Raw genomic sequence first — 24,145 nt, 5'->3', positions numbered from 1 at the left:
TCCAATCTCACCTATTATGTTCTGTAGCGCTCAAATGCAAGCACTTCTCTGCAGTTCACCTGTCGTAGTTTGGGGTGTGTCCAATCAGTGACTTCCCCCAAACCTAATACCAAAACACCGCCAACCTTTAACCGTTCTGCCAAACGGTTAACCACTTCTTTTCGGCGCCATTTTCTTAAATATATCAACAAGTTCTGACAGAAAATAACATCCATATCGCGTATCGGTACGCGATCCAGATCCAGAATATTAACCCGCGCAAAACAAACACGATCTGCAATGCGCTGTTTGATTTTAATTTTATTATCCAGTGTTTCTATATTATCTAGGAAAGGCTCAGGAATCAGTTCTGCTTTGCGGGCATTAAAAATTCCTGATTTTGCTTTGGCAAGTGCTGAAGTGCTGATATCGGTTCCAATAACACCATAGCTAGTAAGACAATCCACTTCAGATAATATTTTATCCGCCAGCATCGCCAGACTGTAACTCTCTTCCCCGGAAGAACAACCCACGCTCCAAATTTCAATGGAGCGCATTAACTCAGTTTGTTCAATCGAATTCCTAAGGTAATCCTCAAGAAACTGATACGACGCCGGATGTCTGAAAAACTGAGTCTCCTGAACCGTCAATGAGTCAACCAACTCAGACCATTCCCTTAACCCGTTTCTCTCATCCGTTACAAACTCAAGATACTCTTCATAATCCGTTATCTTGTGTTTTTGCATTCGCCGGTTCAGACCACTCTGAAGATAAGTTCTCAGGTGGTCTGCGAGTTGCAGCCCTGTCCTTTGCTCAATTAACGCACGCCACTGCTCGTAGTCCTGATCATCGAACTCTCCGAGCGAATAGTTTTGAAGCCGACTACCTGAAAAGGCTTCGTACTTTTTAGACATGCGTTACAGCCATTCCTCTTTACTGGATAACGTTGTTAGTAATCACACCTAAGCATGTTCTTCTTCAACGATTGCTGCCAATTCGGAATCAGGCAGCTTAAAGCCGGCCACAGACTCACGAAGGTGGTTCGCCAATTCAGCCAGGTTACCAATAGACTTCGCAGTGGCTGTTGTACCAGAAGAAGTCTGAGAAGTAATTTCCTGAATCACGTTCATCGTATTTGAAATGTGACCTGCAGAAGATGCCTGCTGACGAGCAGCGTTCGAAATATTCTGAATCAAGTCAGCAAGGTTTTTGGATACCGTCTCAATTTCTTCCAGGGCAACACCCGCATCCTGTGCAAGGCGGGCACCGGTAACCACTTCAGAAGTGGTTTGTTCCATTGAAATAACCGCTTCGTTGGTATCACTCTGAATTGCTTTCACCAGAGATTCAATCTGTTTGGTTGCCGCAGCTGAACGTTCCGCCAGTCGCTGAACCTCATCCGCAACCACCGCAAAGCCTCGACCGGCTTCACCCGCCATGGACGCCTGAATAGCAGCGTTCAAAGAAAGAATGTTGGTCTGGTCGGCAATGTCGTTAATCAGGGATACGATATCACCAATTTCCTGTGAGGACTCACCCAGGCGTTTAATACGCTTGGACGTTTCCTGAATCTGCTCACGAATGGTGTCCATGCCGTTGATGGTATTCTGTACCACTTCAGCACCTTTGTTCGCGATCGCAACCGATCGCTCCGCTACCGCTGACGATTCCGCCGCGTTTGCAGATACCTGGTCAATCGACACCGCCATTTCGTTAATCGCCGCAGATGCACCGGCAATTTCTTGCGCCTGATGCTCAGAAGCCTCAGCAAGATGCATCGCTGTCGCCTGAGTTTCCTGGGCTGCAGCGGAAACCTGTACCGCCGTTTCGTTAATCGCCGATACCAAGCCGCGCATCTGATCGATCGCAAAGTTAATGGAGTCCGCAATCGCGCCCGTAAAGTCTTCGGTTACCGTTGCCTGAGTAGTAAGATCACCGTCTGCAAGGTCAGCAATTTCATCAAGAAGTCGAAGAATCGCAGTTTGGTTCTGCTCGTTACTTTCCGCTTCTTCCATACGTTCTTTTTCAGATTCTTTAAATACAACGTAACCATAACCAGCGCCACCCACAAACAGCAGGATCAAACATAAGTAAACGCCTACGGCCGTCTTATAGAAAGGACGATCATCAGATAGTTTCTGGAAGCGTACAGACAACGCACTTGAACGATCCAACAGGGCTTGAGAGTCCAAGAAAATAGAGTTTGCAGATTCACGAACATGGAACAAGTCAGGAGAGTTATCCAGAATTTCATCAACACTGCCGCTTACGAACTCAAACAGGTCTGAAATTTCTTCAAGGCTGAACACAGCCTCTTCGTCTTCCACCTGTGAAATATTCATCGCCACGTTGCCTTCCAACATGCCGTTCATTACACGACCAAACAAGCTGGCGTCACGGCCAAAGTTATCCGCAGCCAATACCGCATCATCACCACCGGCAAGTACCTTGTTAACGCTTCGAACAATACGCTCTGCAAGTAGCGACTGCTTCTGAGCGATCACAACCTGTTCCGCCGGTGCTTCTACTTCCAGTAGAATCTCAACAACTTCTTCATATTCAATCTGCAGCTGAGGAATCGTTTCACTCAGGGTCGCCGCTACTTCATGAAGTGTCAGTACAACTTCCTGAGACTCAAGAATCTGGTCAGCGTTATCACGAACACGCCCCCAAACGTCCTGCAGGCCGTCCATCTCAGCCTTTACTGACTCCGGGCTTGAAGGCAGATCCACATCCGGGTTGCCATTCAACAGGTTATCCCAGTGAAGCTCAAACGCCTCACGAGAAATTTGAAGCTGCTTAAATGCTTCTTCTTTACCACCCGCCGCTTCGGTGGAGTTTTTTGCAATCGCTTGCGACAAAACTCTCAACTCACCAGCGTTAGCAAGGTATTCTTTATCTCGAGCACCCTCAACTGTTTGGATCCATGAGGTTACAAACAATCCAATGATCGCTAAGACCATCAGTACCAGAGAACCCCCCATTAAAGGGTTTTCGAACAGCTTATTGGTATTAATACCACCTGTTGGTTTCATGCTTCGGACTCCCAGCCGCACTTCTTTTAATTCTTCTAGTTCAATTGATATTCATTTAAATTCAGCTGGCGACCTGAACGAATTCCTGGTCTTGGGCCAATTTAAATAAACTCACTACTGTCCACAGACGATCATCCCGAGGGAATTCGCCCAGAACATAAGATTCCATTTCGGGAATAACATTCGCCGTTGATTTCTGAAAGTCATCCGCAGGGAAATGTTGCATCCCCATGACTTCATCAACGATTAGCCCCGCCAATACACTTTTGTATTCGACAACCAAAACCTTTCTTGCCCGCATCAATTTATTTGAGGAAGTCCCCAGATACGAAGCAAAATCCATAACGGGCAATAAACGCCCCCGAACGTTAGCAATCCCTTTCACCCAGGGTTTAACACCTGGTATTTGAGTAAAGCGAGGTACATCAAGTACCTCCACGACCTCACCAAGCGGTGACAAAAAACGCCCACCAGCAACGCGAAAAGCCACACCACTCCAGTTCTTAACCGCTGCTTCCTGAGCGGGTAGACCTGAAGCATTAGCGCGACTTTTCTCGGCCAGTTCCTGTAATATTTTAAATGGATTCATTCTAAATTCAGGTAGTTGTTGTTATCAGAATAGAAAATCATTAATCGTCCAGAGGTTCACCGGCAAGTGCTTTATTCACCGTTGTCATCAACAGATCTTCTTGAACCGGTTTCACAAGATAGCCTTTAGCTCCCTGACGCTTACCCCACACTCGATCCGTTTCCTGATCTTTAGTGGTAACAATGATCACAGGAATGTGAGCTGTCTCACCGCCTTTTGATAATTGTCTCGTCGCCTGAAAACCGTTAAGGCCAGGCATTACAATATCCATTAACACAAGATCAGGTTGCTCCTGTCTGGCCAAAGCCACACCGTCCGCACCGTTCTCAGCACTCAGGACTTCGTATCCGTGCTTTTCTAACACCGTTCTAAAAGCAAACGTTTCTGTTGGCGAATCATCAACAATCAATATGCGCGCCATTCTTCTCTCCAGTTCTATAAAAGACCCTATCTTTCGAATCAGTCTTTCTTAATATGTGCTTTAATTGCCCCAAGCAATTCATCTTTACTGAATGGCTTAGTCAAATACTCATCAGATCCTACAATTCGACCTTTCGCTTTATCAAACAACCCGTCTTTACTGGAAAGCATGATAACCGGGGTCGATTTGAATGCACTGTTATTTTTAATTAACGCACAGGTTTGATAGCCGTCTAAGCGAGGCATCATGATATCCACAAAAATGATATCAGGATGCGTATCCGCAATTTTAGCGAGCGCATCAAATCCGTCCGTTGCTGTAACAACTGTACATCCAACTTTTTTCAAAAGAGTTTCGGCAGTACGGCGTATCGTCTTACTGTCGTCAATCACCATTACTTTCAAACTCTCAAAGTTTTCATCCATAATCTCGGCCTTTTATACCGTTCGCAATATTTCTTTTTTTAGCTGCGAAAAGGCTCCTGAACCATCCAAGAGCCAAGAAACACTAACTGGTCAGTTTTAACATATAACTAAAGACTAAATCCATAGATATTAAAAGACTAGTTATCGTTATTACAAAAAGACACATCTTTAGCGAACTTTTTTCCAAACAAGATTTCAATTACCTGTCTAAGTCTAAACTAATCTCGGATAAGCAAGTACAATAGTATTGAATAACTTTAGGGCATATTTTAGAAATGACTACAAAGCTTGGCATCGTGATGGACCCAATCGCTTCCATCAACTACAAAAAAGACACTTCACTTGCTATGTTATGGGCAGCGCAGGACCGAGGCTGGCAACTGTTCTATATGGAACCGCAAGACCTCTTTCTTGAAGACGGCATCGCCAAAGCTCGCGTTACTGAGCTTTCTGTATCCCGATCCGAGCAACAATGGTACGAACTGCAAGCCGCGAGCGACATCCCGCTTTCTGATCTGGACGTTATTTTAATGCGCAAAGACCCGCCATTTGATAACGAATTCATCTACGCAACATACCTGCTTGAGCGCGCAGAACAAGAAGGCACACTGGTGGTAAACAAGCCGGAAAGCCTTCGGGACTGCAACGAAAAGATGTTTGCTACGGCGTTTCCTCAGTGCTGTCCCCCACACCTGGTTTCAAAAGACGCCAACCGACTTAAGGCGTTCCATTCGAAACACCAGGACACTATCTTTAAACCACTCGACGGCATGGGTGGCGCGTCCATCTTCCGAGTCAAAGAAAATGACACCAACCTGTCGGTGATCGTTGAAACACTGACCAATCATCAACAAGAACAAATCATGGCGCAAAAATATCTGCCTGAAATTGTTGATGGCGACAAACGCATTCTGATGATTAATGGTGAACCCATCCCTTATTGTCTGGCACGCATTCCGGCACAAGGAGAAAGCCGTGGCAACCTGGCAGCGGGAGGCAGCGGTGAAGTCCGCCCTCTGACAGAGCGCGATAAATGGATATGCAGCCAGGTATCGGAAGAGCTAAAAAAGCGTAAGCTGTATTTTGTCGGCTTGGACGTAATTGGCGACTATTTAACAGAAATTAATGTGACCAGCCCAACGTGTCTGCGTGAAATCAGCAATGAAACAGGCATTGATATTGCCGGAAAGTTAATGGATGTCATCGAAAGCGAGCTATCCTTAATAAAGAAGCGTACTGAATAAGAGAAAGTTAAGCCCGACCTTTCCAAAATGTGACATTAGAGGTTGCTTGAGCTGCGTTAGAAAGATAACTTAGGCGCCTCTACTATTAAGACGTTAGATAGCACATCAATGGACTCACCAACCCCTCAAAACATCAACCCCAACGTTTCCTCTTCCGATAGACTGGGGTTCACTGTTTTTTTAGCCGTCGCATTTCACCTGATTTTAATCATGGGGTTAGGGTTTGAAGCACTCAAAGCCACCAACAAGCCCACCACCATTGAAGTCACTTTGGCGAAGTTTGAACATGTCAAAGAGCCGGATAACGCCGACTTCCTTGCACAGATAAACCAGCAAGGCAGCGGCCAGGACATCGACAAAGCACAAAAACTGACCACCACTGAAAAAGCCCCGATTCAAGACGCCAAAATCCACAAAGCTTCCCCAGAGCTTGAAATGGCCCCCGTGGCACCCGTGGATCAGCAAGAACAGCAAGCGGTTCAGGCACAACCAACGCCTGAGGTGGTCACCAGCACCGTTGCCAAAAAACCGATCAACCAGCCGGAACAACCTAAATCGACCAAACGCCTTCTTCAGCGTTCACTGGAAATTGCCAGCTTAGAGGCAGAACTTGACTATCAACAGCAAGTGATGACCCGCAGTCCAAGAATCAGAACCATCACCACCACCTCAACAAAGCGCGCAGTAGACGCCTACTACGTTAAATCCTGGCTGGATAAAGTTGAGCGCATTGGTAATTTGAATTACCCCGAAAAAGCCCGAAAAAAAGCCATCTTCGGAGACCTCAGATTGATGGTCACCTTATTGCCAAACGGGACACTGAAGACCATTCGGGTACTGGAATCGTCCGGTCACAAGATACTGGATGACGCAGCCATCCGCATTGTTCGGTTGGCCGCGCCGTTTGCGCCTTTTCCGGACGAATTAGCCAAAGACACCGACGAACTTGAAATCATTCGCACCTGGCGCTTCCAAAAAAACAATGTTCTTTCTCAGCATTAAGCCTATAGTGATAAGAACAGACACAACGGAGAATCCATGGACAGCTTAAGACACCACTTCCTCATCGCGATGCCTCACCTTCAGGGTGACATATTCAGTGGTGCTTTAACCTACATTTGCGAACACAATGAAGAAGGCGCCCTCGGCCTGATCATCAACAAACCCCTGCCGGTTAAACTCAGTGAAATCCTGGTGGAGCTGGACGCCTACCCAAATAAAAAAAGCGAAAACACCCAAGTACTCGCTGGCGGTCCAGTCAGTACCAATCAAGGTTTTATACTGCACAATGATCCGGATCACATGGAAAATTCCCTGCGTACTGGCCCGGAAACGTACTTAACTACCTCTAAGGACATGTTAATCTCCCTGTCCGAAGGCAAAGGCCCGAACAAATTCCTGATCACACTGGGTTACGCTGGCTGGGAAGCCGGGCAACTGGAAGACGAACTGGTCAATAACGTCTGGCTAACCTGCCCGGCCCAAAGCGACATTTTATTTGACCTTGAGCTGGACCAACGATTATCCGCCGCAACACGCACTCTGGGTATCGACCCGGAACAACTCAGCTCTGAAGCTGGTCACGCATAAACGCAGACAAAACACCCCCCAATATCTCCTGAAGTTCATTATTCTTATGTCAAACATCAAACAAGCGCTTTCTTTCGATTACGGCATCAAACGCATTGGCGTTGCCATCGGCCAAACCATTACCGGCACAGCCTCAGAGCTTGCCCCGTTAAAAGCCAAAGACGGCATTCCCAACTGGCAGGACATCGAAAAACTCATTAAGGAATGGCAACCGGATGTATTACTCATCGGATTACCACTGAACATGGACGGCACCGAAAGCGAGATGTCAAAACGCGCCAGAAAATTTGCCAACCGCTTGCACGGCCGCTTTGGCAAACCTTTTGAGATGGTGGATGAACGACTCACCAGCGAAGAAGTGAAGTATGAATTAAGAGATCGGGGAGTTCATGATTTTGGCGCCCACTCCGTGGACGGCATGGTCGCCAAAATTCTGTTCGAAGACTGGTGTGATCAACAAAGTCACCACCAAAGTTAAAACGGCCAGTCATTAACTGGCCACCACCACTTCCTTGTTAAACGACTTCTCACAGTACTTACATTTCATTTTGACCTGAGTGGCCGTTGGCTGAATATAGAAAAAACTCTTCACCGGCTCATTCAGGGAAATGCAATTGCTGTTCGGGCAACTGAATACACCCTCCAAAGTTTCCGGCAAACGCATAGCAAACTTATTCACCACCTCATAATCATCAATCACATTGATGGTGCCTTCAGGGGCAAACAAAGCCAGCTGGTGCGCTTCGTCTTCGGTAAACATCCGACCTTCGACTTTGATCAAGTCTTTCAGCGACATATCCTTACTGGGCAAGTTCAACCCCACCGTAATGCGATTACCCGCTGCTTCAAGATGCAAACGTTTCAGAATCCGAATGCCCTGACCGGCCGGAATATGATCAATCACAGTCCCTTGCTGAATCGCTTCAACCTGCATTTTTTCTGTCATACTCAAGCCTCCTAATTAAATTCAGGGTTTAAAACCAACGCCAACAAGGCTTCACGGGCATAAACACCATTTTCAGCCTGTTGGAAGTAATACGCGTGCGGCGTGGCGTCCACATCCACATCCACTTCATCCACGCGCGGCAACGGATGCATCACCTTCATATTGGGTTTAGCCGACGCCAACATCTCAGCCTTCAACACGTATTTCGAAGCAACGTGCATGTATTCCGTATCATCAAAACGTTCTTTTTGTACGCGCGTCATATAAATAATGTCGCATTCCGGGATGACATCTTCCAGGCTTTCCGAGACGTGTAATACCACACCGCGCGATTCCAGATCTTCAACAATATAATCCGGCATCGCCAATGCCGCTGGTGCAACCAAATGGAACTCACAGTCAAATAACGATAACGCTTGAGCCAAAGAGTGTACTGTCCGACCGTACTTCAAGTCCCCCACCAAAGCCACTCTAAGGCCGCTTAACGTGCCCTGGGATTCATAAATGGTAAACAAGTCGAGCAATGTCTGAGTCGGGTGCTGATTCGAACCATCGCCGCCGTTGATCACAGGCACACTGGAAAACTCGGACGCCAAACGCGCCGAACCTTCCTGAGGGTGACGCATAATAAATGCATCCGTATAAGACGAGATCACACTGACCGAATCCGCTAACGTTTCCCCTTTTTTCGCCAACGACGTATTGCCCGCATCATCAAAGCCAACCAAAGACCCTCCCAAGCGCAGCACGGCCGTCTCAAACGACAAACGCGTTCGGGTGGAAGCCTCAAAGAAACAACTGGCAATCACTTTGCCTTTGAGCAAGTCAGGTCTGGGAGAAGCCTTCAGCTTCCCGGCAACTTCGACAATGAGTTCGATGTCTTCCCGAGATAAATCGGCAATGGAGACAATGTCTTTTTTAAATAACGGATTCGTCATAACGCAGCACCAAATTTTCTTTCGTCTTTTTCAGGCAAAAAAAAGCCCCTGACAGAGTCAGAGGCTATTAAAGGAATCCACAACAGGCATTTGCTGAATAAAGTTACCAATTCGACTCACAATCATCATGATCACATCTACTCCTGCCCGCAGAAGCCACCAACACAATGGCTCCATAGTAAACGGGCGCGATTATACACAGCATGGCCAATGAATCAAGATTTCCGAACAGTGAATTTCACCCTGTTAAGAAATCCGCGCTTAAATACGGTGATAGTCCTCATCGTCCAGCGACAAGCTCGAACCGGCACCGTCCATTTGATCAGCATCCGCATCGGCACCCATCTTAATCAACAACCTCAGATCGTTGGCAGAATCCGCATGCGACAGTGCGTCGGCATAGGTGATCTCGCCCTGGCTGTACAAATCGTAGAGCGCCCGGTCAAAGGTTTGCATCCCTTGTTCCGTGGAGCGATTCATCAACTCTTTCAATTTGTGTACTTCGCCCTTACGAATCAGGTCAGCCGCCAGCGGAGTATTCAATAACACCTCAATCACCGCCCGACGACCTTTACCATCCGGGGTGGGAACCAGCTGTTGAGCAACAATCGCTTTTAAGTTAAGCGATAAATCCATCCAGATCTGGCTGTGGGTTTCCGGCGGGAAGAAGTGAATGATCCGGTCAAGCGCCTGGTTGGCATTATTGGCGTGCAACGTAGCCAAACACAGGTGGCCGGTTTCAGCAAACGTGACCGCATGATCCATCGTTTCTTTAGATCGAACCTCCCCAATCATGATCACGTCCGGCGCCTGCCGAAGGGTGTTTTTCAAAGCAACTTCAAAGCTTTCTGTATCCAGCCCAACTTCTCGCTGCGTGACAATACAACCTTGGTGCTGATGAATAAATTCGATCGGGTCTTCAATCGAAATGATGTGCCCTTTGCTGTTTTTATTCCGGTGACCAATCATCGCCGCCAACGAAGTGGATTTACCTGTTCCGGTCGCACCCACAAAAATGATCAGCCCGCGCCGTGTCATCGACAATTCTTTCAATACTTCTGGCAAACCCAGCTCTTCAATGGTCGGAATTTGGGTTTCAATCCGACGCAACACCATGCCCACCAAGTTTCTCTGATAAAACGCGCTCACACGAAAGCGACCAATGCCTCGGGCACTGATTGCAAAGTTACATTCACGTTTCTCTTTAAACTCTTTTCGCTGCCCTTCCGTCATGACACCCAGTACGGTTTGACGAGTCTCTTCCGGAGACAGCGGATTTTTAGTTAACGGCGCCAATTTACCATTTAGCTTTACGCTGGGCGGAATCCCTGCAGAGATAAATAAATCTGACGCACCGTTATCTACGACATATATTAAGAGTTTTTCAATTTCCACCAGCACAACCTTGTTTTATAGTTACTTCAGGCAAGCAGTCTCCGGCCTGAAGCTTTGATATAGAATATCTTTGGTAAATTAAAAATTATCCGGCATTTTGGCTTTCTCTCTTGCCGACTCAACCGAAATAATATTTTTCTGCAACAGACCCTGCAAGCACTGATCCAACGTTTGCATACCCAATGAACCGCCGGTCTGAATGGCAGAGTACATCTGAGCAATTTTATCCTCACGAATCAGGTTTCGAATCGCTGGCGTCCCCATCATGATTTCATGAGCAGCCACACGTCCGCCACTCACCTTCTTCATCAGCGTCTGAGAAACCACCGCCTGCAAAGATTCCGACAACATCGAACGCACCATGGATTTTTCTTCTGCCGGGAACACATCAACAATACGGTCAATGGTTTTCGCAGCGGAGGTGGTATGCAAAGTACCAAAAACCATATGGCCGGTTTCTGCCGCCGTCAAAGCCAATCGAATGGTTTCAAGGTCACGCATCTCACCAACCAGAATGATGTCCGGGTCTTCACGGAGCGCAGAGCGCAATGCTTCGTTAAAGCCCAGCGTATCTCGATGGACTTCTCGCTGATTCACCAAACAACGCTTACTTTCGTGAACAAATTCGATCGGATCTTCAATCGTCAGAACGTGCTTATATTTGCTTTCATTCAGGTAATCAATCATGGCTGCCAGGGTAGTCGACTTACCAGAACCGGTTGGCCCCGTCACCAAACACAAACCACGAGGATTATCGGCAATGCGTTTGAACACCTCACCCATACCAAGATCATCCATGGTCAAAACCTTGGAAGGAATGGTTCGGAATACAGCACCGGCACCCCGATTCTGGTTAAAGGCGTTTACACGGAAACGCGCCACACCAGGAACTTCAAACGAGAAATCGGTTTCCAGGAACTCTTCATAATCCTTGCGCTGTTTGTCATTCATGATGTCATAAATCAAAGAATGGACTTGCTTATGATCCATCGAAGGAACATTAATACGTCGCATATCGCCATCAACACGAATCATTGGCGGCAAGCCGGCGGATAAGTGTAAATCCGATGCCCCTTGCTTCGCACTGAAGGCCAATAGTTCCGTAATATCCATTTAAGCGTCCTCTTTGAGCGTCTTAGTAATCTAAATGAGAGTGCTGACAATACCAAAAATAGTCATAAAGTTAATACTTTATTTCTATAAACAGTAAGCACTTAGTCACACAATTTAATAAAATAAATGATATTTACCAAAAATATTTAACTGCCGGACACAATCGGAGGTTAAACACCTTCAGTTTTACTACACCGTCATTAATATTAGGCGTAAGATCGAAATTTGTCTTAAGGAATTCACGAATATGAGTACATTATCTGAGCGTTATCAGTGGGTCTGCGAGCAAATAGATGTTGCCTCCGCCAATCGTCAGCATGTGTCCTTACTGGCGGTCAGTAAAACCCGTTCCAGCGATGAAGTGCTCGACCTGCACCGGCTAGGCCAGGTCGCATTTGGTGAAAACTACATTCAGGAAGCCGTCGATAAAATCAATGATCTGAAAGAACATAATATTGAGTGGCACTTCATTGGCCCGCTTCAATCCAATAAATCCCGACTGGCCGCAGAAAATTTTGCCTGGGTTCACACCGTCGATCGACTGAAAATCGCCAAACGGTTAAGCGATCAACGCCCTGCTGAGCAACCTCCTTTGAATATCTGCCTGCAAATTAACATTGATCAAGAAGACTCCAAATCAGGCTTTTTAGCCGACGAGGTGGTTCAGGTGGCAGTCGAAGTCAGTCGCTTGCCCAACCTGTCTTTAAGAGGTTTGATGGCCATCCCTAAGGCAGATACCACCGAAGCAGAACAAACCCGTTCATTTCAGAAAATGGCCGACTTACTTCAAACCATCAATCAAACGCTCAGCCAGGAAAACCCGGATCATAGGCCACTGGACACTTTATCCATGGGCATGTCGTCCGACATGGCCACAGCTATACATTGCGGGGCAACTGTCGTTAGAATTGGCACCGCGATCTTTGGTCCCCGACCTGTCAGTCCCAGACCAGCAGAAACAAAACAAGATGATCACTAACCACCAAACGTATTAAAAACAGCCCAGTCACTGATCATGACTCAAACAAGCGTCTGCCCAGGCGCTTGCATGGAACCTGTTTACAATTGAATTCGCTCAAGGAATCTGTTTTATGAATCAACCTACTATCGCATTCATCGGCGCGGGCAATATGGCATTCAGCATCATCGGAGGTCTGGTAAAACAAGGCTATGACCACACCAAAATCTGGGCGACGAACCTCACCGAAGACACACTGAAAGACGTTAAACAGTCATTTAATGTCAACACCACCACCGACAACGCCACCGCAGTAAATGAGGCCGATGTTGTGGTCTTGTCGGTCAAACCTCAAGTGATGAAAGAGGTGGTTCAGTCGCTGGCCGAAACCTTTAAATCCCAAAAGCCACTGATTATTTCCATAGCCGCCGGTATCACGGCGACCACACTGCAAGAGTGGATCGGCGCACCCTCGGCCATTGTTCGATGCATGCCAAACACACCGGCGCTTTTACAATGTGGCGCCTCCGGCTTATACAAAAACCCTCAAGTATCTGACCAGCAAGCAGGCATTGCTGAAACCCTGCTCAAAGCAGTGGGCATCACCCTTTGGGTGAAAGAAGAGTCCGGTATTGATGCCGTAACCGCCGTATCAGGCAGCGGCCCGGCGTATTACTTCTTATTCATGGAGGCCATGCAGCAAGCCGGTGAAGCCTTGGGACTGGACAGCGAAACCGCCAAACAGCTCACCCTGCAAACCGCACTGGGCGCAGCTCGTATGGCGTTAGAAAGCTCTGATGATCCGGCCACTTTAAGAAAAAAGGTAACCTCACCGGGCGGCACTACGGAACAAGCAATCAATACATTCAATGAAGGCGAACTGTCTGCGCTGGTCGGCAAAGCGATGAAAGCGGCTGCGGATCGCTCTGAAGAACTGTCTGACATTCTGAGTAAATAGCAAACAAGCATGGCGCTAGATTTAGACCGGCTACACTCGTAACGCGTTCGCTTTTACTTTCATCAGTCATTGGCTTCGTAGCCACTTGTTTTTCACAGAAAGCGCCTTACTTTATAAAAATAAGGTGAAACATTGCAGCCAACAAATGGCTGCTATCTTTCGCCCGTTAAGGATCACTTGCCAGCGCGCCCAGAGATCAAATAAACTTGTTTGGCGATCCACCAGCAATGCACGTAAGATCAGATCATTTCTTAAATCCAAGATAAAAAAGGAAATTTCGTGGCAGGCCCATTCACAGAAGTCGCTTTATTGTTGATCAACACCTTTGTTAGCCTTTATGTATTGATTATTTTACTTCGCTTCCTTTTGCAAATGGCAAGAGCTGATTTTTACAACCCGGTTACTCAGTTCTTTGTAAAAGCCACCAACCCCTTGCTGGTTCCGCTGCGCAGAATCATTCCGGGACTGGGCGGCATCGACCTGTCCTCTTTGGTGCTGGCCTGGATTATCCAAACTGCAGGCATGGCCATTATTTTTACACTGCTTTACGGCGGCCAGTTCCCACCATTTTTATACCTGTTAGGCTGGGGTGTGCTTGCCATCATTCAGACTGTTCTGAATATTTATTTATTTTCAATCATCATCATTGTCATCCTAAGCTGGGTAGCGCCTCAAAGTTACAACCCAGCCGTATTGATGCTGAACCAGTTAACCGGACCACTGTTAAGTAAAATCCGAAAAGTCATGCCAGACATGGGCATGCTGGACTTATCCCCGCTGATTGCATTGCTCGCTATTCAGGTGATTGAAATTTTCATGAGACACCTTGCCGCCAGCATTTCGTTACCCTCGCAATTAGTTCTGGGCCTGTAACGCCAACGATTCAAATAAGCGCCATTGCTCAAGTAAAAGGTGACGCCACCAGAACAACCAGAGTGATGAACAGCCTGCTTGCTCATCACTCTGGTTGATTTTCAAATAACCGATTTCATACTTATATCCGACACATTTCGGCCTCACATCCCAGGCAAACCGGTCTCAAACAACAAAACACAGGGTCATCAGGCCTTTTCCCGTTCTAAATCTCGGATTAACGGTCAAATTTTCAGACTGAGTGATTTCCGTACTATTGCGCTCGACCGCTTGTCAGCCCATACTTAGAAGTTATGACTCAGAAATTCGTCAAATACCTATAAATAACTATTATATAAAGCTAGCAGAAGTAGACCGGAGTTCGTTTCAATGAAAGAAAGTGAACTATCATCACAAGTCGGTGCACATTGGGCTTGGAAGCAATCATTGGTAGAAAGCATTTGCCGATATGAAGAATGGCTCAAGAAAAATCAGTTACTGACTGAAGAAGCGAATTCTCGTCTGCAAGAAACCATCCATACCCTCGGAAATGAAGACACCCTCATTGCCTTTGTCGGTGAGTTTTCACGAGGTAAAACCGAATTAATCAACGCCTTGTTTTTTGCGGATTACGATCAACGTATTCTTCCGTCAAAAGCCGGCCGGACCACCATGTGTCCGACCGAAATTTTTTACGACCGACAAGATCAGCGTTGTTACATCAAACTCTTGCCGATTGAAACACGTCAAGCCGACACCAGCATGAAAGAGCTGAACGAATTGGGCGACTGGTGGCACGAAGTTGAAATTGACCCTTCTAAGCCAGAGACCATGGCAGAAGCATTAAAGCAAGTGTCCAAGGTAAAAAGCGTTCCGCCCAAACAAGCGGAAGAGCTGGGCTTTGACCCGCACCATTTAGAAAAGTGTGCTGAAGCTCCGGGCTTAGTGATTATCCCTTGCTGGCGCCACGCCATCATCAGTATTGAGCACCCGCTGTTGCAACAAGGCTTACGAATTCTGGACACCCCCGGATTAAACGCTTTGGGCTCAGAACCTGAGCTGACCTTAAACATGCTGCCTAAAGCCCAGGCTGTGGTTTTTGTGTTGGCGGCCGACACCGGCGTCACCGCCAGCGATATGGAGGTATGGGAAAGTCATATTGGCGCCCTCCCGCAATCCCGCTATTTGGTGAAATACGCGGTAATGAATAAAATCGACTCACTATGGGATGACATTGACGGGCCTGACGTAGTCACTCATTCAATCGAGCAGGTTCATCGCAATACCGCCCGAATTCTTGATCTGTCGCCCGAAGACATCATGCCGCTATCTGCCAAAAAAGGGCTGGTTGCGAAAGTACGGAAAGACTCCGACTTACTCAAGAAGAGTGGTTTGTTATCACTTGAGAATGCCTTGGCAAAACGCTTATTAAGCACTCGCGAACACATCATTAAAAACAAGCTGTTAAAAGACATCACCACCATGGCATTGGCCAGCCGAGCCACGGTATCCGGTCGCTATCAAATGCTACACGACCAACTCGACATACTTGCTAAGGCCACCGATTCTGCGAAAGAAATTAATCGCATGAACGAGAACCTCAGGCACGAATACGCCATCTACCAGAAAAAGCTACTGACCATTAAATCCAGTAAAAATCTGGTCAAACAACAATGGAAAGTGCTCAACGATAAAACCTCAGCCAAACAGCTGAACACCGCCATTTTTGAAGCGCATCATAAGCTCAGAAGCAGCTGGAGCACATTAGGCATGGGCCGGGCTATTGAACGATTCTTCTTGCACATTTCCAATGAATTGCATCACTTTCATAAAGAATCGGAATTGGCCAATAAGATGCTGCACGGCATCTATGGTCGTTTCGAGCAATCCGGCGACCCGATTAAATCACCTGAAATTGACTCCGAACGATATATAAAACGGCTGGACGAACTTCATATTCAGGCGGATAAATTCCGAACTCAGCTGAAAACGATTCTGACCGAGCAAAACATTGTAGTAAAACGTTTTGTCGGCACCTTGGTGAATCAGGTCAAAGACCTGCACGCGGATCTCAGAAATGAAGTTAATCACTGGCCAAATGAAGCCATTCGTCCACTCATTCAAAATACGTTTGAACACAAACGCATTCTTGAACAACAAATGATGCGCCTCAAAGAGCTGGTGCAAACAGGCAAAACCAGACAACAACAAAAAGTCATTACCGAAAAAATGATGGCCGAATTTGAAGAAAACATTCGCACCATCGATGAAATTTGTCGGGACATGCAGTTACCAAGCTCATCCAGGAATAAGGTCATCGATCTGGAGCATGCCAAGCAAAACCGAAAGAAAGCGGTCTAACTGATTGATCCAACTTAGCTAAGGCTTGGTTTTTTATTGAATAGGGCAGTCTCAGCGTTTAGACTGCCCTTTTTGTATCCCGCTTCTTAAAGAGTTAGATCTAAGTTCTTATGCCAGCCCAAATTCCAGAGAATTCTGTAGGTATTGTTGAACCTCAAGTGCATCAATTCGACGAACCGCTAAAACTGCGGTCTGAACAAGTGTTGCCGAATTACCAGCTGATGGTTGAAACTTACGGCACTTTAAATCAGGACGCCTCCAACGCAGTCCTGATTTGTCATGCATTAAGTGGTGATCACCACGCCGCCGGCTACCACGCTCCCGAGGACAAAAAACCGGGATGGTGGGACAGCGCCATTGGCCCGAATAAGCCGATCGACACCAATAAATTTTTTGTGGTTTCGTTAAATAATTTAGGCGGTTGCGCAGGCAGTACCGGTCCAACTTCAATCAACCCTGAAACGGGCAAAGTCTACGGTTCCGATTTTCCGATCATGTGCGTCAGGGACTGGGTAAACAGCCAGGCCCGGCTGGCAGATCGATTAGGCATTCAAAAGTGGGCCGCTGTGGTCGGCGGCAGTTTGGGTGGCATGCAGGCGTTGCGCTGGTCCATTCAGTATCCGGAACGCGTGGCCAACTGCGTAGTGATAGCTTCCGCACCAAAACTCACCACCCAGAACATCGCGTTTAATGAAGTGGCACGTCAGGCCATTATCAAAGACCCGGAGTTTCATGATGGCCACTACCTCGAAAAGAACACCATTCCGAAAGGCGGATTAACCCAGGCCAGAATGCTTGGTCACATCACCTACCTTTCTGATGATGGCATGGCATTAAAGTTTGGCCGCGACCTCAAAACCGGGAAATTAAACTTCAATTTTGATTCTGAATTCGAAATTGAAAGCTATTTAAGATATCAGGGTGAGCGTTTTTCAAACCAGTTTGATGCCAATACTTACTTGTTGATGACCAAAGCCCTGGACTACTTTGACCCAGCGGCGGCGTTTGATAACGAGTTGTCTGAGTGCTTCAAATCGGCTCAATGCAAGTTCATGGTAATGTCGTTCAGCAGCGACTGGCGCTTTTCACCGAAACGATCCGAAGAAATAGTCAATGCCCTGATGGAAGCCGACAAAGACGTCAGTTACGTTGAGATCGAGTCCGACAAAGGCCACGACGCCTTTTTATTGCCAATTCCAAGGTACATGCAGGTATTTGATGCCTTCATGCAGCAAGTGGCGCTCACTCAAGGGATTAACTGAGGATACGTTGAATGACAGACAAGAATTTACGCGCTGACCTTGAAATTATCGCGAACTGGATTTCCCCCGATCAACAAGTACTGGATCTGGGGTGTGGTCAGGGCGAGCTGTTAAGCCATCTGATGACCACCAAAAAAATTAAAGGTTATGGCCTCGAAATTGAAGAAGACGCCATCACTGAATGCATTAAAAAAGGCATTAATGTGGTTCAGCAAAACCTGGATGATGGTTTAAGCAATTTCGAAGACCACAGCGTTGACACCATAGTGATGACTCAAGCCCTGCAGGCGGTGAAACGACCGGATTTACTGCTGGATGAAATGTTGCGTGTTGGCAACGAAGCCATTATTACATTCCCCAATTTCGGCCACTGGAGCTGCCGGGCGTACTTAATGTTTAAAGGCAGAATGCCGATGTCAGATACCTTACCCTTCAGTTGGTACGACACGCCAAATATTCACCTATGTACTTTTAAAGACTTTGAAGCCCTCTGCTATGATAAAGAGATCAAAGTTTTGAATCGAACGGTGGTTGATAACGACCTCAAAGATAATTGGGCCATTCGCCTCTGGCCGAACTTGCTCGGCCAGGTCGCTATCTATCACATTAAAAAGCGTTAGGAGTCCGTCATGAAGCAGTATCAGCACACCCCCTCACTCTTTCGCACCCTCATGGGCCTGATGATGACGGCCCTGGCCACATTGGCCTGGGCAGAGCAAAAACAAACGTTTGGCGACTACGAAGTACACTACAGTGCATTCAACAGCTCATTTCTGCAACCGGACGTGGCCAAATCCTACGATATTCAGCGCAGTAAATATCGGGGTTTGGTCAACATCACAGTGTTAAAAAAACAACCCGATGGCAGCCAAAAGCCTGTTCGCGCAGTCATTCAAGGAAAGATCAGAAACTTAATTGAGCAAGTTAATCGTCTGGATTTCCGTCCGGTCATCGAACAGAATGCAATCTATCATATTGCAGAATTTAAGATCGCCAGTCAGGACACCTTAACGTTTAATCTGGAGATTCAGCCAGACCCGAACCAACCTGGGTTTACGCTTACCTTCAGACAAGCGGTTTATCCTGACTAGCGACCCCGGCCGATTACCTCAAAGTAACAGCGCGAATGAGTGAGCCAGCCCACAGCCCAGACTCGCAAAGCCGCCTGTTGCCAACCATGCAACACACCGAAAGCACAAAAAGGAACGTTTGAATGCGCCAAACCATCGTTCTGGCCAGTAACAATCAGGGAAAGATCAAAGAGCTGACCCGAATTCTGGCAGACCTGAATGTTGAAATCCTGCCAATGAACCATTTCAACATTCCTTCGCCAGAAGAAACGGCCTGCACCTTTGTAGAAAATGCGCTTTTAAAAGTCAGACACGTCGCTCAACTAACCGGTTTACCGGCCTTAGCCGACGACTCTGGTTTGTCTGTGGATGCCTTAAACGGTGCACCAGGCGTGTATTCGGCCCGATACGCAGGGGAAAATGCCTCGGATCAGGAAAATTACCAGAAATTGCTCCACGATATGAGCAACCATCCGGACAACCGCAGCGCTCATTTCCATTGCCTGCTGGCCTTTGTCCGAGACCCTCAAGACCCAACCCCCATCATCTGCGACGGAGTATGGCACGGCAGGCTTTTGGCCGAACCTCAAGGCAGTAACGGTTTTGGTTATGACCCTGTTTTCTGGTGCCCGGAGCTGAAGACCAGTTCTGCCAACCTATCTCCGGAACAAAAAAACCAAGTCAGCCACCGGGCCAAAGCCCTGGCCGAGTTTAAAGCGCGCTATCAACAGCTTTACGGCCAATAGCTTTCCAACAAAAACCGTCGATCGAGACGGTTTTAGATCATTGGCTGCCACCAAAAAAGTCGACACAACGTTTAAGCTGACTGGTTTGATATCGATCCAGCTCGGCAAACTGCAAACCGTAGATATTGCGTCCATGTTCCGTAATGATTTTCCGGGCCACCTGAGCGACCAAACATACCGGCTCCTGTTGATTGTAATCTTCCAGTTTATTGCTCGGCATTCTCATTTGGAGTTCAATCTGTTGCCCTTCCTGAAGCTCTGTCGCCACTGAAACCCGCATCCCCGATAAACTGACATCCTGACAAAAACCATCGGTAAGCTGGTTATTACTGTTAATTTGGACCAATAGATTGCTACTGGCTCTTGGATGCTGACGGCGATCATCCTCACTGGACGAAGCCTCCAGATCAGCCACATTTAAGAAACTGAAGCCCTCAAGCATCGCCGACATTTTATTGGTCAACTCATATAACGACTCACCGATGTTCGCAGTGTTGGATACCTTGGAGGTATTTTGCTGCAAGCCGCCCAATAGTTTATCCATGGCCAATTCAAGGCTGGTAAAGGTTTTCAATTGGCGATCACTGTGCCCTTCGATTTCTTCCGCTTGTTCAGCCGCAGATAACGCAGCCGTTTCCATCTCTGCAATTTGTTGAGCGGTGTCTTCTGCAGAAACGGTATTATTTCTAACTCGGGTGGCGACCTTCGCCATGGTCTTAGTGACATCGGTTACTTGTTCAGAAAACGCTTCAATGATCTGATTAATCTCACCGGACGAGTTCGTTGTTTTTTCTGCTAACGCACGCACCTCATCAGCAACGACAGCAAAACCCCGGCCCTGTTCACCGGCTCTTGCCGCCTCAATTGCAGCATTTAATGCTAATAAATTAGTCTGTTCAGCAATCTCCCGGATACCGCCGACGATTTTAGTAATTTGATCTGCTGACTGATCCAGCTGTTGCACTTTATCTGACGCTTGCTCCACTTCACTGCTGACATGCGTCAGCTCCTGAATATTATCGCGCAGGTTTTTAACCCCAAGTACGGCCGAGTCCTTAGCGATTGTAGCTCTCTGATGGGATTGACGTGCAATGGACTCAACGTCCTCTGAAATCTGGTGCAGATCCTTAATGACTTGCGCCACATCTTCAAAATGACCGTTTTCCTTTTCACCAATTTCTGCAATTTCCTGGGAGACCAGGGCTATTTGATAAGCCGATTGTTTCATGTGTGAAGAACTGGCATCCACACTCGATAACACTTCGTTGAGCTTGCTCAGCATCGCATTAAAGTGACGAACCAATGTGCCAATTTCATCTTCAGCGCGTGTTTCAATGGTTTGGGTTAAATCGCCTTTGCCAACCGCCTTTAAGCTCTCAATAAGCTCCAGAAGCGGTCGCACAAAGATGCTGGCAACGATCCCGATCACAGCAAATTGAATGGTGAACTCAATGCCTGATTCCCAAACGGAGTTAAAAATGTAGGTTTCTTTCTGTACTACCAGCGCATCAATTAAGTCTTGTGGGGCCAAGAACTCCTCGGCTGTATTAATTGCTTTATCCAGTTCTTTGGTCGCCAGCCAACGATTGAACAAGGTAGTAAACATAGTTACGACAAAAAAGCCGAGTTGTAATTTCCAACGAATACTTAAACGAGAATACCATGCCATTTTGTTATTATCCGGCCACTTATTTTTTTGTTAAAATACCAAACCTCAAACCGGGCTATTGATATTTAAATTGAAGAAATAGCAAACCTTCCTTATCGGCCTTTCACCTGAAATCTTAACCAACCAGAAAGTATCTTTATAGATAAAGTCGGTTAACATCAGTAATTTTCGGAATCAAACGTTACAATAAAATCCTATGAATCTGCCTCCCCTTAGTCTTTATATACATACACCCTGGTGCATCCGTAAGTGCCCGTACTGTGACTTTAATTCACACCAAACCACCAAGGAAGCCATACCGGAACAAGCGTATTTGGAGCAGCTGATCAAAGATTTAAAGGCCGACAAGGCGTGGGCGCAAAACCGACCCATCGAGTCGGTATTCATTGGAGGAGGCACCCCCAGTTTATTAAGCGGACGTTTCTATCAAACACTGTTTGAACAACTTAACCAACATTTAAGCTTCCGCACAGACGCAGAAATCACTATGGAAGCAAACCCCGGTGCTATCGAGGCAAGTCGCTTCAGCGAGTACCGCTCAGCAGGCATCAACCGGTTATCATTAGGGGTTCAGAGCTTTCAGGACGACAAGCTGACTGCTTTGGGAAGAATACATTCCGCCACCAATGCCATAACAGCTGTGGATGTGCTCAGAAGCGCCGGTTTCGACAACTTCAATATTGATTTAATGCACGGCTTGCCGAATCAAACCATTGAAGACGCCTGTTTCGATTTAGAAACCGCAATCAAGCTCAAACCCAGCCATTTATCCTGGTACCAGCTGACCATTGAACCCAACACCGAATTCTTCAGCAAGCCACCTCCTTTGCCGGAAGAAGATGCCCTTTGCGACATTATTGATGAAGGACAGCGACTCATTGCCAATGCAGGATTTCAGCAATACGAAGTATCCGCTTACGCCCAACCCGGCAAACAAAGCCGCCATAATACCAATTACTGGCAGTTTGGTGACTACCTTGCGCTGGGAGCCGGAGCGCACGGAAAAATCACACTCGCAAATGGCGAATTGTTTCGCTATCGCAAAGTCAGGCAGCCCAATCATTATCTGGACACCCGTCGTCTATCTTTGACTGCATCCGTTGATCCAATCCACCAGGAAGACATTCCTTTGGAGTTTTTAATGAATACCTTGCGTCTCACTCAAGGTTTTGAAGAAAGCTTATTAGAAAGTACGACGGGCCTGCCATTAAGTACTATCAGCGCTCCGTTGGACAGAGCCATAAAGGAAGGATTACTGGAAAAGGTCGACACCAAAATACGCCCCACCTTGAAGGGGCGTATGTATCTGAATGAACTGCTCGAGCGGTTTCTAAGCTGACAACTTACTCAACACGTTCGAACATCAAGTCCCAAACACCATGACCCAGACGTTCACCGCGCTGTTCAAACTTGGTCAAGGGACGGCTTTCCGGGCGAGGAACATAGCCTCCTTCACCGGCAATATTTTTAAAACCTTCGGCAGCGGACATCACTTCCATCATGTGTTCTGCGTAAGGTTCCCAGTCGGTAGCCATATGCCAAATGCCACCGACAACTAATTTACTGCGCACTTGCTGAACAAATTCAGGCTGAACGATTCTGCGTTTGTTATGGCGTTTTTTATGCCACGGATCAGGAAAAAACAACTGCATACGGTCAATGGCTCCGTCTGGGATGCAGTCCTGAAAGACTTCCACCGCATCATGACAATAAGCACGCAAATTGGTTAACTCTTTCGTCACCACACCGTTAATCAAGCGTCCAACGCCGGGCTCATGCACTTCGATACCAATAAAATCTTTTTCTGGCGCTTTCTCCGCCATCTCAACCAAAGAATCACCGTTACCAAACCCCACTTCCAGCACCAACGGTGCCTTACGGCCAAATACCGTTTCTATGTCCAGCATGCCCTGCTGATGCGTCAGCCCTAACTCTGACCAATGCTCTTCCATGGCGCGTTGCTGCCCTTCGGTCATACGACCCGTTCGCTTTACAAAACTACGAATAGAGCGCTTATGCTCAACAGAATCTGACATTCAATACACCAATAAATTAACTAAGTTGATATGTTTATTTTTCACCACCGACGTCCACCGATGATTTTGAAATTCTCAATCCTGCTGCCGCCAAGCATCCCCAACCAATGAGCAATGCCACACCGCCAATCGGGGTAATCGCCCCCACAGGCTTCACTCCGGTCACCGCCAGTGTGTACAAACTGCCGGAAAACAAGATGATTCCCACCAAAAACGAACAGGCAGCCGCTTTCAATATCTTCAACGTCTGATAACGGGTCATCAACACCGCCACCAACGCCAAAACAATACTGTGCGTAAGGTGATAATGCGCTGCCGTTTGATAAACCGCCACATACTCAGGTGTTAACAGCGTTTTCAAGGCATGTGCCCCAAACGCCCCCATCGACACCGCCAGAAACCCACTGATCGCCGAAATCATCAAATAATTCATGGAAACGCATGCCTGTTCCGATTCAGTGGTGCGCATTATAAGGGGCGAACCCCCGAAGACAAATAGCAGGCATAAAAAAACCGCTCAACAGAGCGGTTTTCATTGCATTGTCGGATCAGAGTGGT

25 protein-coding genes are annotated in these 24,145 nt (G+C 47.1%); 13 read left to right on the top strand and 12 right to left on the bottom strand.

The window, feature by feature from the left end; genetic code table 11:
- Positions 1-14 precede the first annotated feature (14 nt).
- From ABD744_RS12170 to pilG, 5 genes are all read right to left on the bottom strand, one after another.
- A complete protein-coding gene (locus ABD744_RS12170; RefSeq protein WP_344798775.1) occupies positions 15-893 on the bottom strand; it encodes a CheR family methyltransferase in 879 nt (292 codons plus the stop codon).
- A 48-nt stretch (positions 894-941) separates the two neighbouring features.
- A complete protein-coding gene (locus ABD744_RS12165) occupies positions 942-3,014 on the bottom strand; it encodes a methyl-accepting chemotaxis protein (protein ID WP_425562168.1) in 2,073 nt (690 codons plus the stop codon).
- 61 nt (positions 3,015-3,075) lie between these two features.
- Positions 3,076-3,603, bottom strand: a complete 528-nt coding sequence (locus ABD744_RS12160) for a chemotaxis protein CheW (RefSeq protein WP_344798774.1) — start codon at positions 3,601-3,603, stop codon at positions 3,076-3,078.
- Positions 3,604-3,643: 40 nt separating this feature from the next.
- On the bottom strand, positions 3,644-4,024 hold the full coding sequence (pilH, locus tag ABD744_RS12155) for a twitching motility response regulator PilH (RefSeq protein ID WP_344798773.1): 381 nt from the start codon (positions 4,022-4,024) through the stop codon (positions 3,644-3,646).
- A gap of 38 nt (positions 4,025-4,062) precedes the next feature.
- On the bottom strand, positions 4,063-4,449 hold the full coding sequence (pilG, locus tag ABD744_RS12150; RefSeq protein ID WP_344798772.1) for a twitching motility response regulator PilG: 387 nt from the start codon (positions 4,447-4,449) through the stop codon (positions 4,063-4,065).
- Positions 4,450-4,724: 275 nt separating this feature from the next.
- Between pilG and gshB the strand changes: the two genes are divergently transcribed.
- The 4 genes from gshB (at position 4,725) to ruvX (ending at position 7,761) form a co-directional block, all read left to right on the top strand.
- Positions 4,725-5,693 carry a glutathione synthase gene (gshB, locus tag ABD744_RS12145; RefSeq protein ID WP_344798771.1) on the top strand — a complete coding sequence of 323 codons (969 nt, stop codon included), beginning with the start codon at positions 4,725-4,727 and terminating at the stop codon, positions 5,691-5,693.
- Positions 5,694-5,801: 108 nt separating this feature from the next.
- Entirely contained in the window at positions 5,802-6,695 is an 894-nt protein-coding gene (locus ABD744_RS12140; RefSeq protein ID WP_344798770.1) for an energy transducer TonB, read from the top strand.
- Positions 6,696-6,731: 36 nt separating this feature from the next.
- The gene (locus tag ABD744_RS12135; RefSeq protein WP_344798769.1) at positions 6,732-7,283 is read left to right on the top strand and encodes a YqgE/AlgH family protein; all 552 of its coding nucleotides are present in this window, start codon (positions 6,732-6,734) and stop codon (positions 7,281-7,283) included.
- 46 nt (positions 7,284-7,329) lie between these two features.
- A complete protein-coding gene (gene ruvX, locus ABD744_RS12130) occupies positions 7,330-7,761 on the top strand; it encodes a Holliday junction resolvase RuvX (protein ID WP_344798768.1) in 432 nt (143 codons plus the stop codon).
- A gap of 12 nt (positions 7,762-7,773) precedes the next feature.
- Here ruvX and pyrI read toward each other — a convergent pair whose 3' ends face one another.
- The 4 genes from pyrI to ABD744_RS12110 form a co-directional block, all read right to left on the bottom strand.
- Entirely contained in the window at positions 7,774-8,229 is a 456-nt protein-coding gene (gene pyrI / locus ABD744_RS12125) for an aspartate carbamoyltransferase regulatory subunit (protein WP_344798767.1), read from the bottom strand.
- A gap of 11 nt (positions 8,230-8,240) precedes the next feature.
- The gene (gene pyrB, locus ABD744_RS12120) at positions 8,241-9,167 is read right to left on the bottom strand and encodes an aspartate carbamoyltransferase (RefSeq protein WP_344798766.1); all 927 of its coding nucleotides are present in this window, start codon (positions 9,165-9,167) and stop codon (positions 8,241-8,243) included.
- 261 nt (positions 9,168-9,428) lie between these two features.
- Positions 9,429-10,562 carry a PilT/PilU family type 4a pilus ATPase gene (locus tag ABD744_RS12115; RefSeq protein ID WP_344798765.1) on the bottom strand — a complete coding sequence of 378 codons (1,134 nt, stop codon included), beginning with the start codon at positions 10,560-10,562 and terminating at the stop codon, positions 9,429-9,431.
- Positions 10,563-10,640: 78 nt separating this feature from the next.
- Entirely contained in the window at positions 10,641-11,675 is a 1,035-nt protein-coding gene (locus ABD744_RS12110) for a type IV pilus twitching motility protein PilT (RefSeq protein WP_344798764.1), read from the bottom strand.
- Positions 11,676-11,922: 247 nt separating this feature from the next.
- Here ABD744_RS12110 and ABD744_RS12105 point away from each other — a divergent pair, with 247 nt between their 5' ends.
- The 8 genes from ABD744_RS12105 to rdgB all read left to right on the top strand — a co-directional run bounded on the left by ABD744_RS12105 (position 11,923) and on the right by rdgB (position 19,882).
- The gene (locus ABD744_RS12105; RefSeq protein ID WP_344798763.1) at positions 11,923-12,654 is read left to right on the top strand and encodes a YggS family pyridoxal phosphate-dependent enzyme; all 732 of its coding nucleotides are present in this window, start codon (positions 11,923-11,925) and stop codon (positions 12,652-12,654) included.
- Between the two features lie 112 nt (positions 12,655-12,766).
- Positions 12,767-13,591, top strand: coding sequence for a pyrroline-5-carboxylate reductase (proC, locus tag ABD744_RS12100; RefSeq protein WP_344798762.1), 825 nt, complete (start codon positions 12,767-12,769; stop codon positions 13,589-13,591).
- Positions 13,592-13,870: 279 nt separating this feature from the next.
- A complete protein-coding gene (locus ABD744_RS12095; protein WP_344798761.1) occupies positions 13,871-14,464 on the top strand; it encodes a YggT family protein in 594 nt (197 codons plus the stop codon).
- A 369-nt stretch (positions 14,465-14,833) separates the two neighbouring features.
- A complete protein-coding gene (locus ABD744_RS12090; RefSeq protein ID WP_344798760.1) occupies positions 14,834-16,804 on the top strand; it encodes a dynamin family protein in 1,971 nt (656 codons plus the stop codon).
- 110 nt (positions 16,805-16,914) lie between these two features.
- Positions 16,915-18,066: a homoserine O-succinyltransferase MetX gene (gene metX / locus ABD744_RS12085; RefSeq protein ID WP_344798759.1), complete on the top strand. Its 1,152-nt coding sequence runs from the start codon at positions 16,915-16,917 to the stop codon at positions 18,064-18,066.
- Between the two features lie 11 nt (positions 18,067-18,077).
- Entirely contained in the window at positions 18,078-18,686 is a 609-nt protein-coding gene (gene metW / locus ABD744_RS12080; protein ID WP_344798758.1) for a methionine biosynthesis protein MetW, read from the top strand.
- Positions 18,687-18,695: 9 nt separating this feature from the next.
- On the top strand, positions 18,696-19,157 hold the full coding sequence (locus ABD744_RS12075) for a DUF4426 domain-containing protein (protein ID WP_344798757.1): 462 nt from the start codon (positions 18,696-18,698) through the stop codon (positions 19,155-19,157).
- 122 nt (positions 19,158-19,279) lie between these two features.
- Positions 19,280-19,882 carry an RdgB/HAM1 family non-canonical purine NTP pyrophosphatase gene (gene rdgB, locus ABD744_RS12070; protein WP_344798756.1) on the top strand — a complete coding sequence of 201 codons (603 nt, stop codon included), beginning with the start codon at positions 19,280-19,282 and terminating at the stop codon, positions 19,880-19,882.
- Between the two features lie 37 nt (positions 19,883-19,919).
- On the opposite strand, the gene ABD744_RS12065 is transcribed toward rdgB, so the two are convergent.
- Entirely contained in the window at positions 19,920-21,551 is a 1,632-nt protein-coding gene (locus ABD744_RS12065) for a methyl-accepting chemotaxis protein (protein WP_344798755.1), read from the bottom strand.
- A 196-nt stretch (positions 21,552-21,747) separates the two neighbouring features.
- Here ABD744_RS12065 and hemW point away from each other — a divergent pair, with 196 nt between their 5' ends.
- The gene (hemW, locus tag ABD744_RS12060; protein WP_344798754.1) at positions 21,748-22,890 is read left to right on the top strand and encodes a radical SAM family heme chaperone HemW; all 1,143 of its coding nucleotides are present in this window, start codon (positions 21,748-21,750) and stop codon (positions 22,888-22,890) included.
- A gap of 4 nt (positions 22,891-22,894) precedes the next feature.
- On the opposite strand, the gene trmB is transcribed toward hemW, so the two are convergent.
- Both trmB and ABD744_RS12050 read right to left on the bottom strand, forming a co-directional pair.
- Positions 22,895-23,587 carry a tRNA (guanosine(46)-N7)-methyltransferase TrmB gene (gene trmB / locus ABD744_RS12055; protein WP_344798753.1) on the bottom strand — a complete coding sequence of 231 codons (693 nt, stop codon included), beginning with the start codon at positions 23,585-23,587 and terminating at the stop codon, positions 22,895-22,897.
- A gap of 34 nt (positions 23,588-23,621) precedes the next feature.
- Entirely contained in the window at positions 23,622-24,056 is a 435-nt protein-coding gene (locus ABD744_RS12050) for a DUF423 domain-containing protein (protein WP_344798752.1), read from the bottom strand.
- Between the last annotated feature and the right edge of the window lie 89 nt (positions 24,057-24,145).

Source organism: Litoribacillus peritrichatus, from assembly GCF_039537985.1.
Taxonomy (GTDB): domain Bacteria; phylum Pseudomonadota; class Gammaproteobacteria; order Pseudomonadales; family Litoribrevibacteraceae; genus Litoribacillus; species Litoribacillus peritrichatus.
Note: the sequence above shows the minus strand (reverse complement) of the source record. Positions and strands in the feature narration are given on the sequence as shown.

What these genes read in the sequence shown, in the direction of transcription:
- ruvX (WP_344798768.1), top strand. Translation starts at nt 7,330, where the DNA reads ATGTCAAACATCAAACAAGCGCTTTCTTTCGATTACGGCATCAAACGC.
- ABD744_RS12135 (WP_344798769.1), top strand. Translation starts at nt 6,732, where the DNA reads ATGGACAGCTTAAGACACCACTTCCTCATCGCGATGCCTCACCTTCAG.
- ABD744_RS12105 (WP_344798763.1), top strand. Translation starts at nt 11,923, where the DNA reads ATGAGTACATTATCTGAGCGTTATCAGTGGGTCTGCGAGCAAATAGAT.
- ABD744_RS12160 (WP_344798774.1), bottom strand. Translation starts at nt 3,603, where the DNA reads ATGAATCCATTTAAAATATTACAGGAACTGGCCGAGAAAAGTCGCGCT.
- pilG (WP_344798772.1), bottom strand. Translation starts at nt 4,449, where the DNA reads ATGGATGAAAACTTTGAGAGTTTGAAAGTAATGGTGATTGACGACAGT.
- ABD744_RS12140 (WP_344798770.1), top strand. Translation starts at nt 5,802, where the DNA reads ATGGACTCACCAACCCCTCAAAACATCAACCCCAACGTTTCCTCTTCC.
- ABD744_RS12165 (WP_425562168.1), bottom strand. Translation starts at nt 3,014, where the DNA reads ATGAAACCAACAGGTGGTATTAATACCAATAAGCTGTTCGAAAACCCT.
- ABD744_RS12110 (WP_344798764.1), bottom strand. Translation starts at nt 11,675, where the DNA reads ATGGATATTACGGAACTATTGGCCTTCAGTGCGAAGCAAGGGGCATCG.
- metW (WP_344798758.1), top strand. Translation starts at nt 18,078, where the DNA reads ATGACAGACAAGAATTTACGCGCTGACCTTGAAATTATCGCGAACTGG.
- pilH (WP_344798773.1), bottom strand. Translation starts at nt 4,024, where the DNA reads ATGGCGCGCATATTGATTGTTGATGATTCGCCAACAGAAACGTTTGCT.
- pyrI (WP_344798767.1), bottom strand. Translation starts at nt 8,229, where the DNA reads ATGACAGAAAAAATGCAGGTTGAAGCGATTCAGCAAGGGACTGTGATT.
- pyrB (WP_344798766.1), bottom strand. Translation starts at nt 9,167, where the DNA reads ATGACGAATCCGTTATTTAAAAAAGACATTGTCTCCATTGCCGATTTA.
- gshB (WP_344798771.1), top strand. Translation starts at nt 4,725, where the DNA reads ATGACTACAAAGCTTGGCATCGTGATGGACCCAATCGCTTCCATCAAC.
- proC (WP_344798762.1), top strand. Translation starts at nt 12,767, where the DNA reads ATGAATCAACCTACTATCGCATTCATCGGCGCGGGCAATATGGCATTC.
- ABD744_RS12065 (WP_344798755.1), bottom strand. Translation starts at nt 21,551, where the DNA reads ATGGCATGGTATTCTCGTTTAAGTATTCGTTGGAAATTACAACTCGGC.
- ABD744_RS12075 (WP_344798757.1), top strand. Translation starts at nt 18,696, where the DNA reads ATGAAGCAGTATCAGCACACCCCCTCACTCTTTCGCACCCTCATGGGC.
- rdgB (WP_344798756.1), top strand. Translation starts at nt 19,280, where the DNA reads ATGCGCCAAACCATCGTTCTGGCCAGTAACAATCAGGGAAAGATCAAA.
- hemW (WP_344798754.1), top strand. Translation starts at nt 21,748, where the DNA reads ATGAATCTGCCTCCCCTTAGTCTTTATATACATACACCCTGGTGCATC.
- metX (WP_344798759.1), top strand. Translation starts at nt 16,915, where the DNA reads ATGCCAGCCCAAATTCCAGAGAATTCTGTAGGTATTGTTGAACCTCAA.
- ABD744_RS12090 (WP_344798760.1), top strand. Translation starts at nt 14,834, where the DNA reads ATGAAAGAAAGTGAACTATCATCACAAGTCGGTGCACATTGGGCTTGG.
- ABD744_RS12170 (WP_344798775.1), bottom strand. Translation starts at nt 893, where the DNA reads ATGTCTAAAAAGTACGAAGCCTTTTCAGGTAGTCGGCTTCAAAACTAT.
- ABD744_RS12050 (WP_344798752.1), bottom strand. Translation starts at nt 24,056, where the DNA reads ATGCGCACCACTGAATCGGAACAGGCATGCGTTTCCATGAATTATTTG.
- trmB (WP_344798753.1), bottom strand. Translation starts at nt 23,587, where the DNA reads ATGTCAGATTCTGTTGAGCATAAGCGCTCTATTCGTAGTTTTGTAAAG.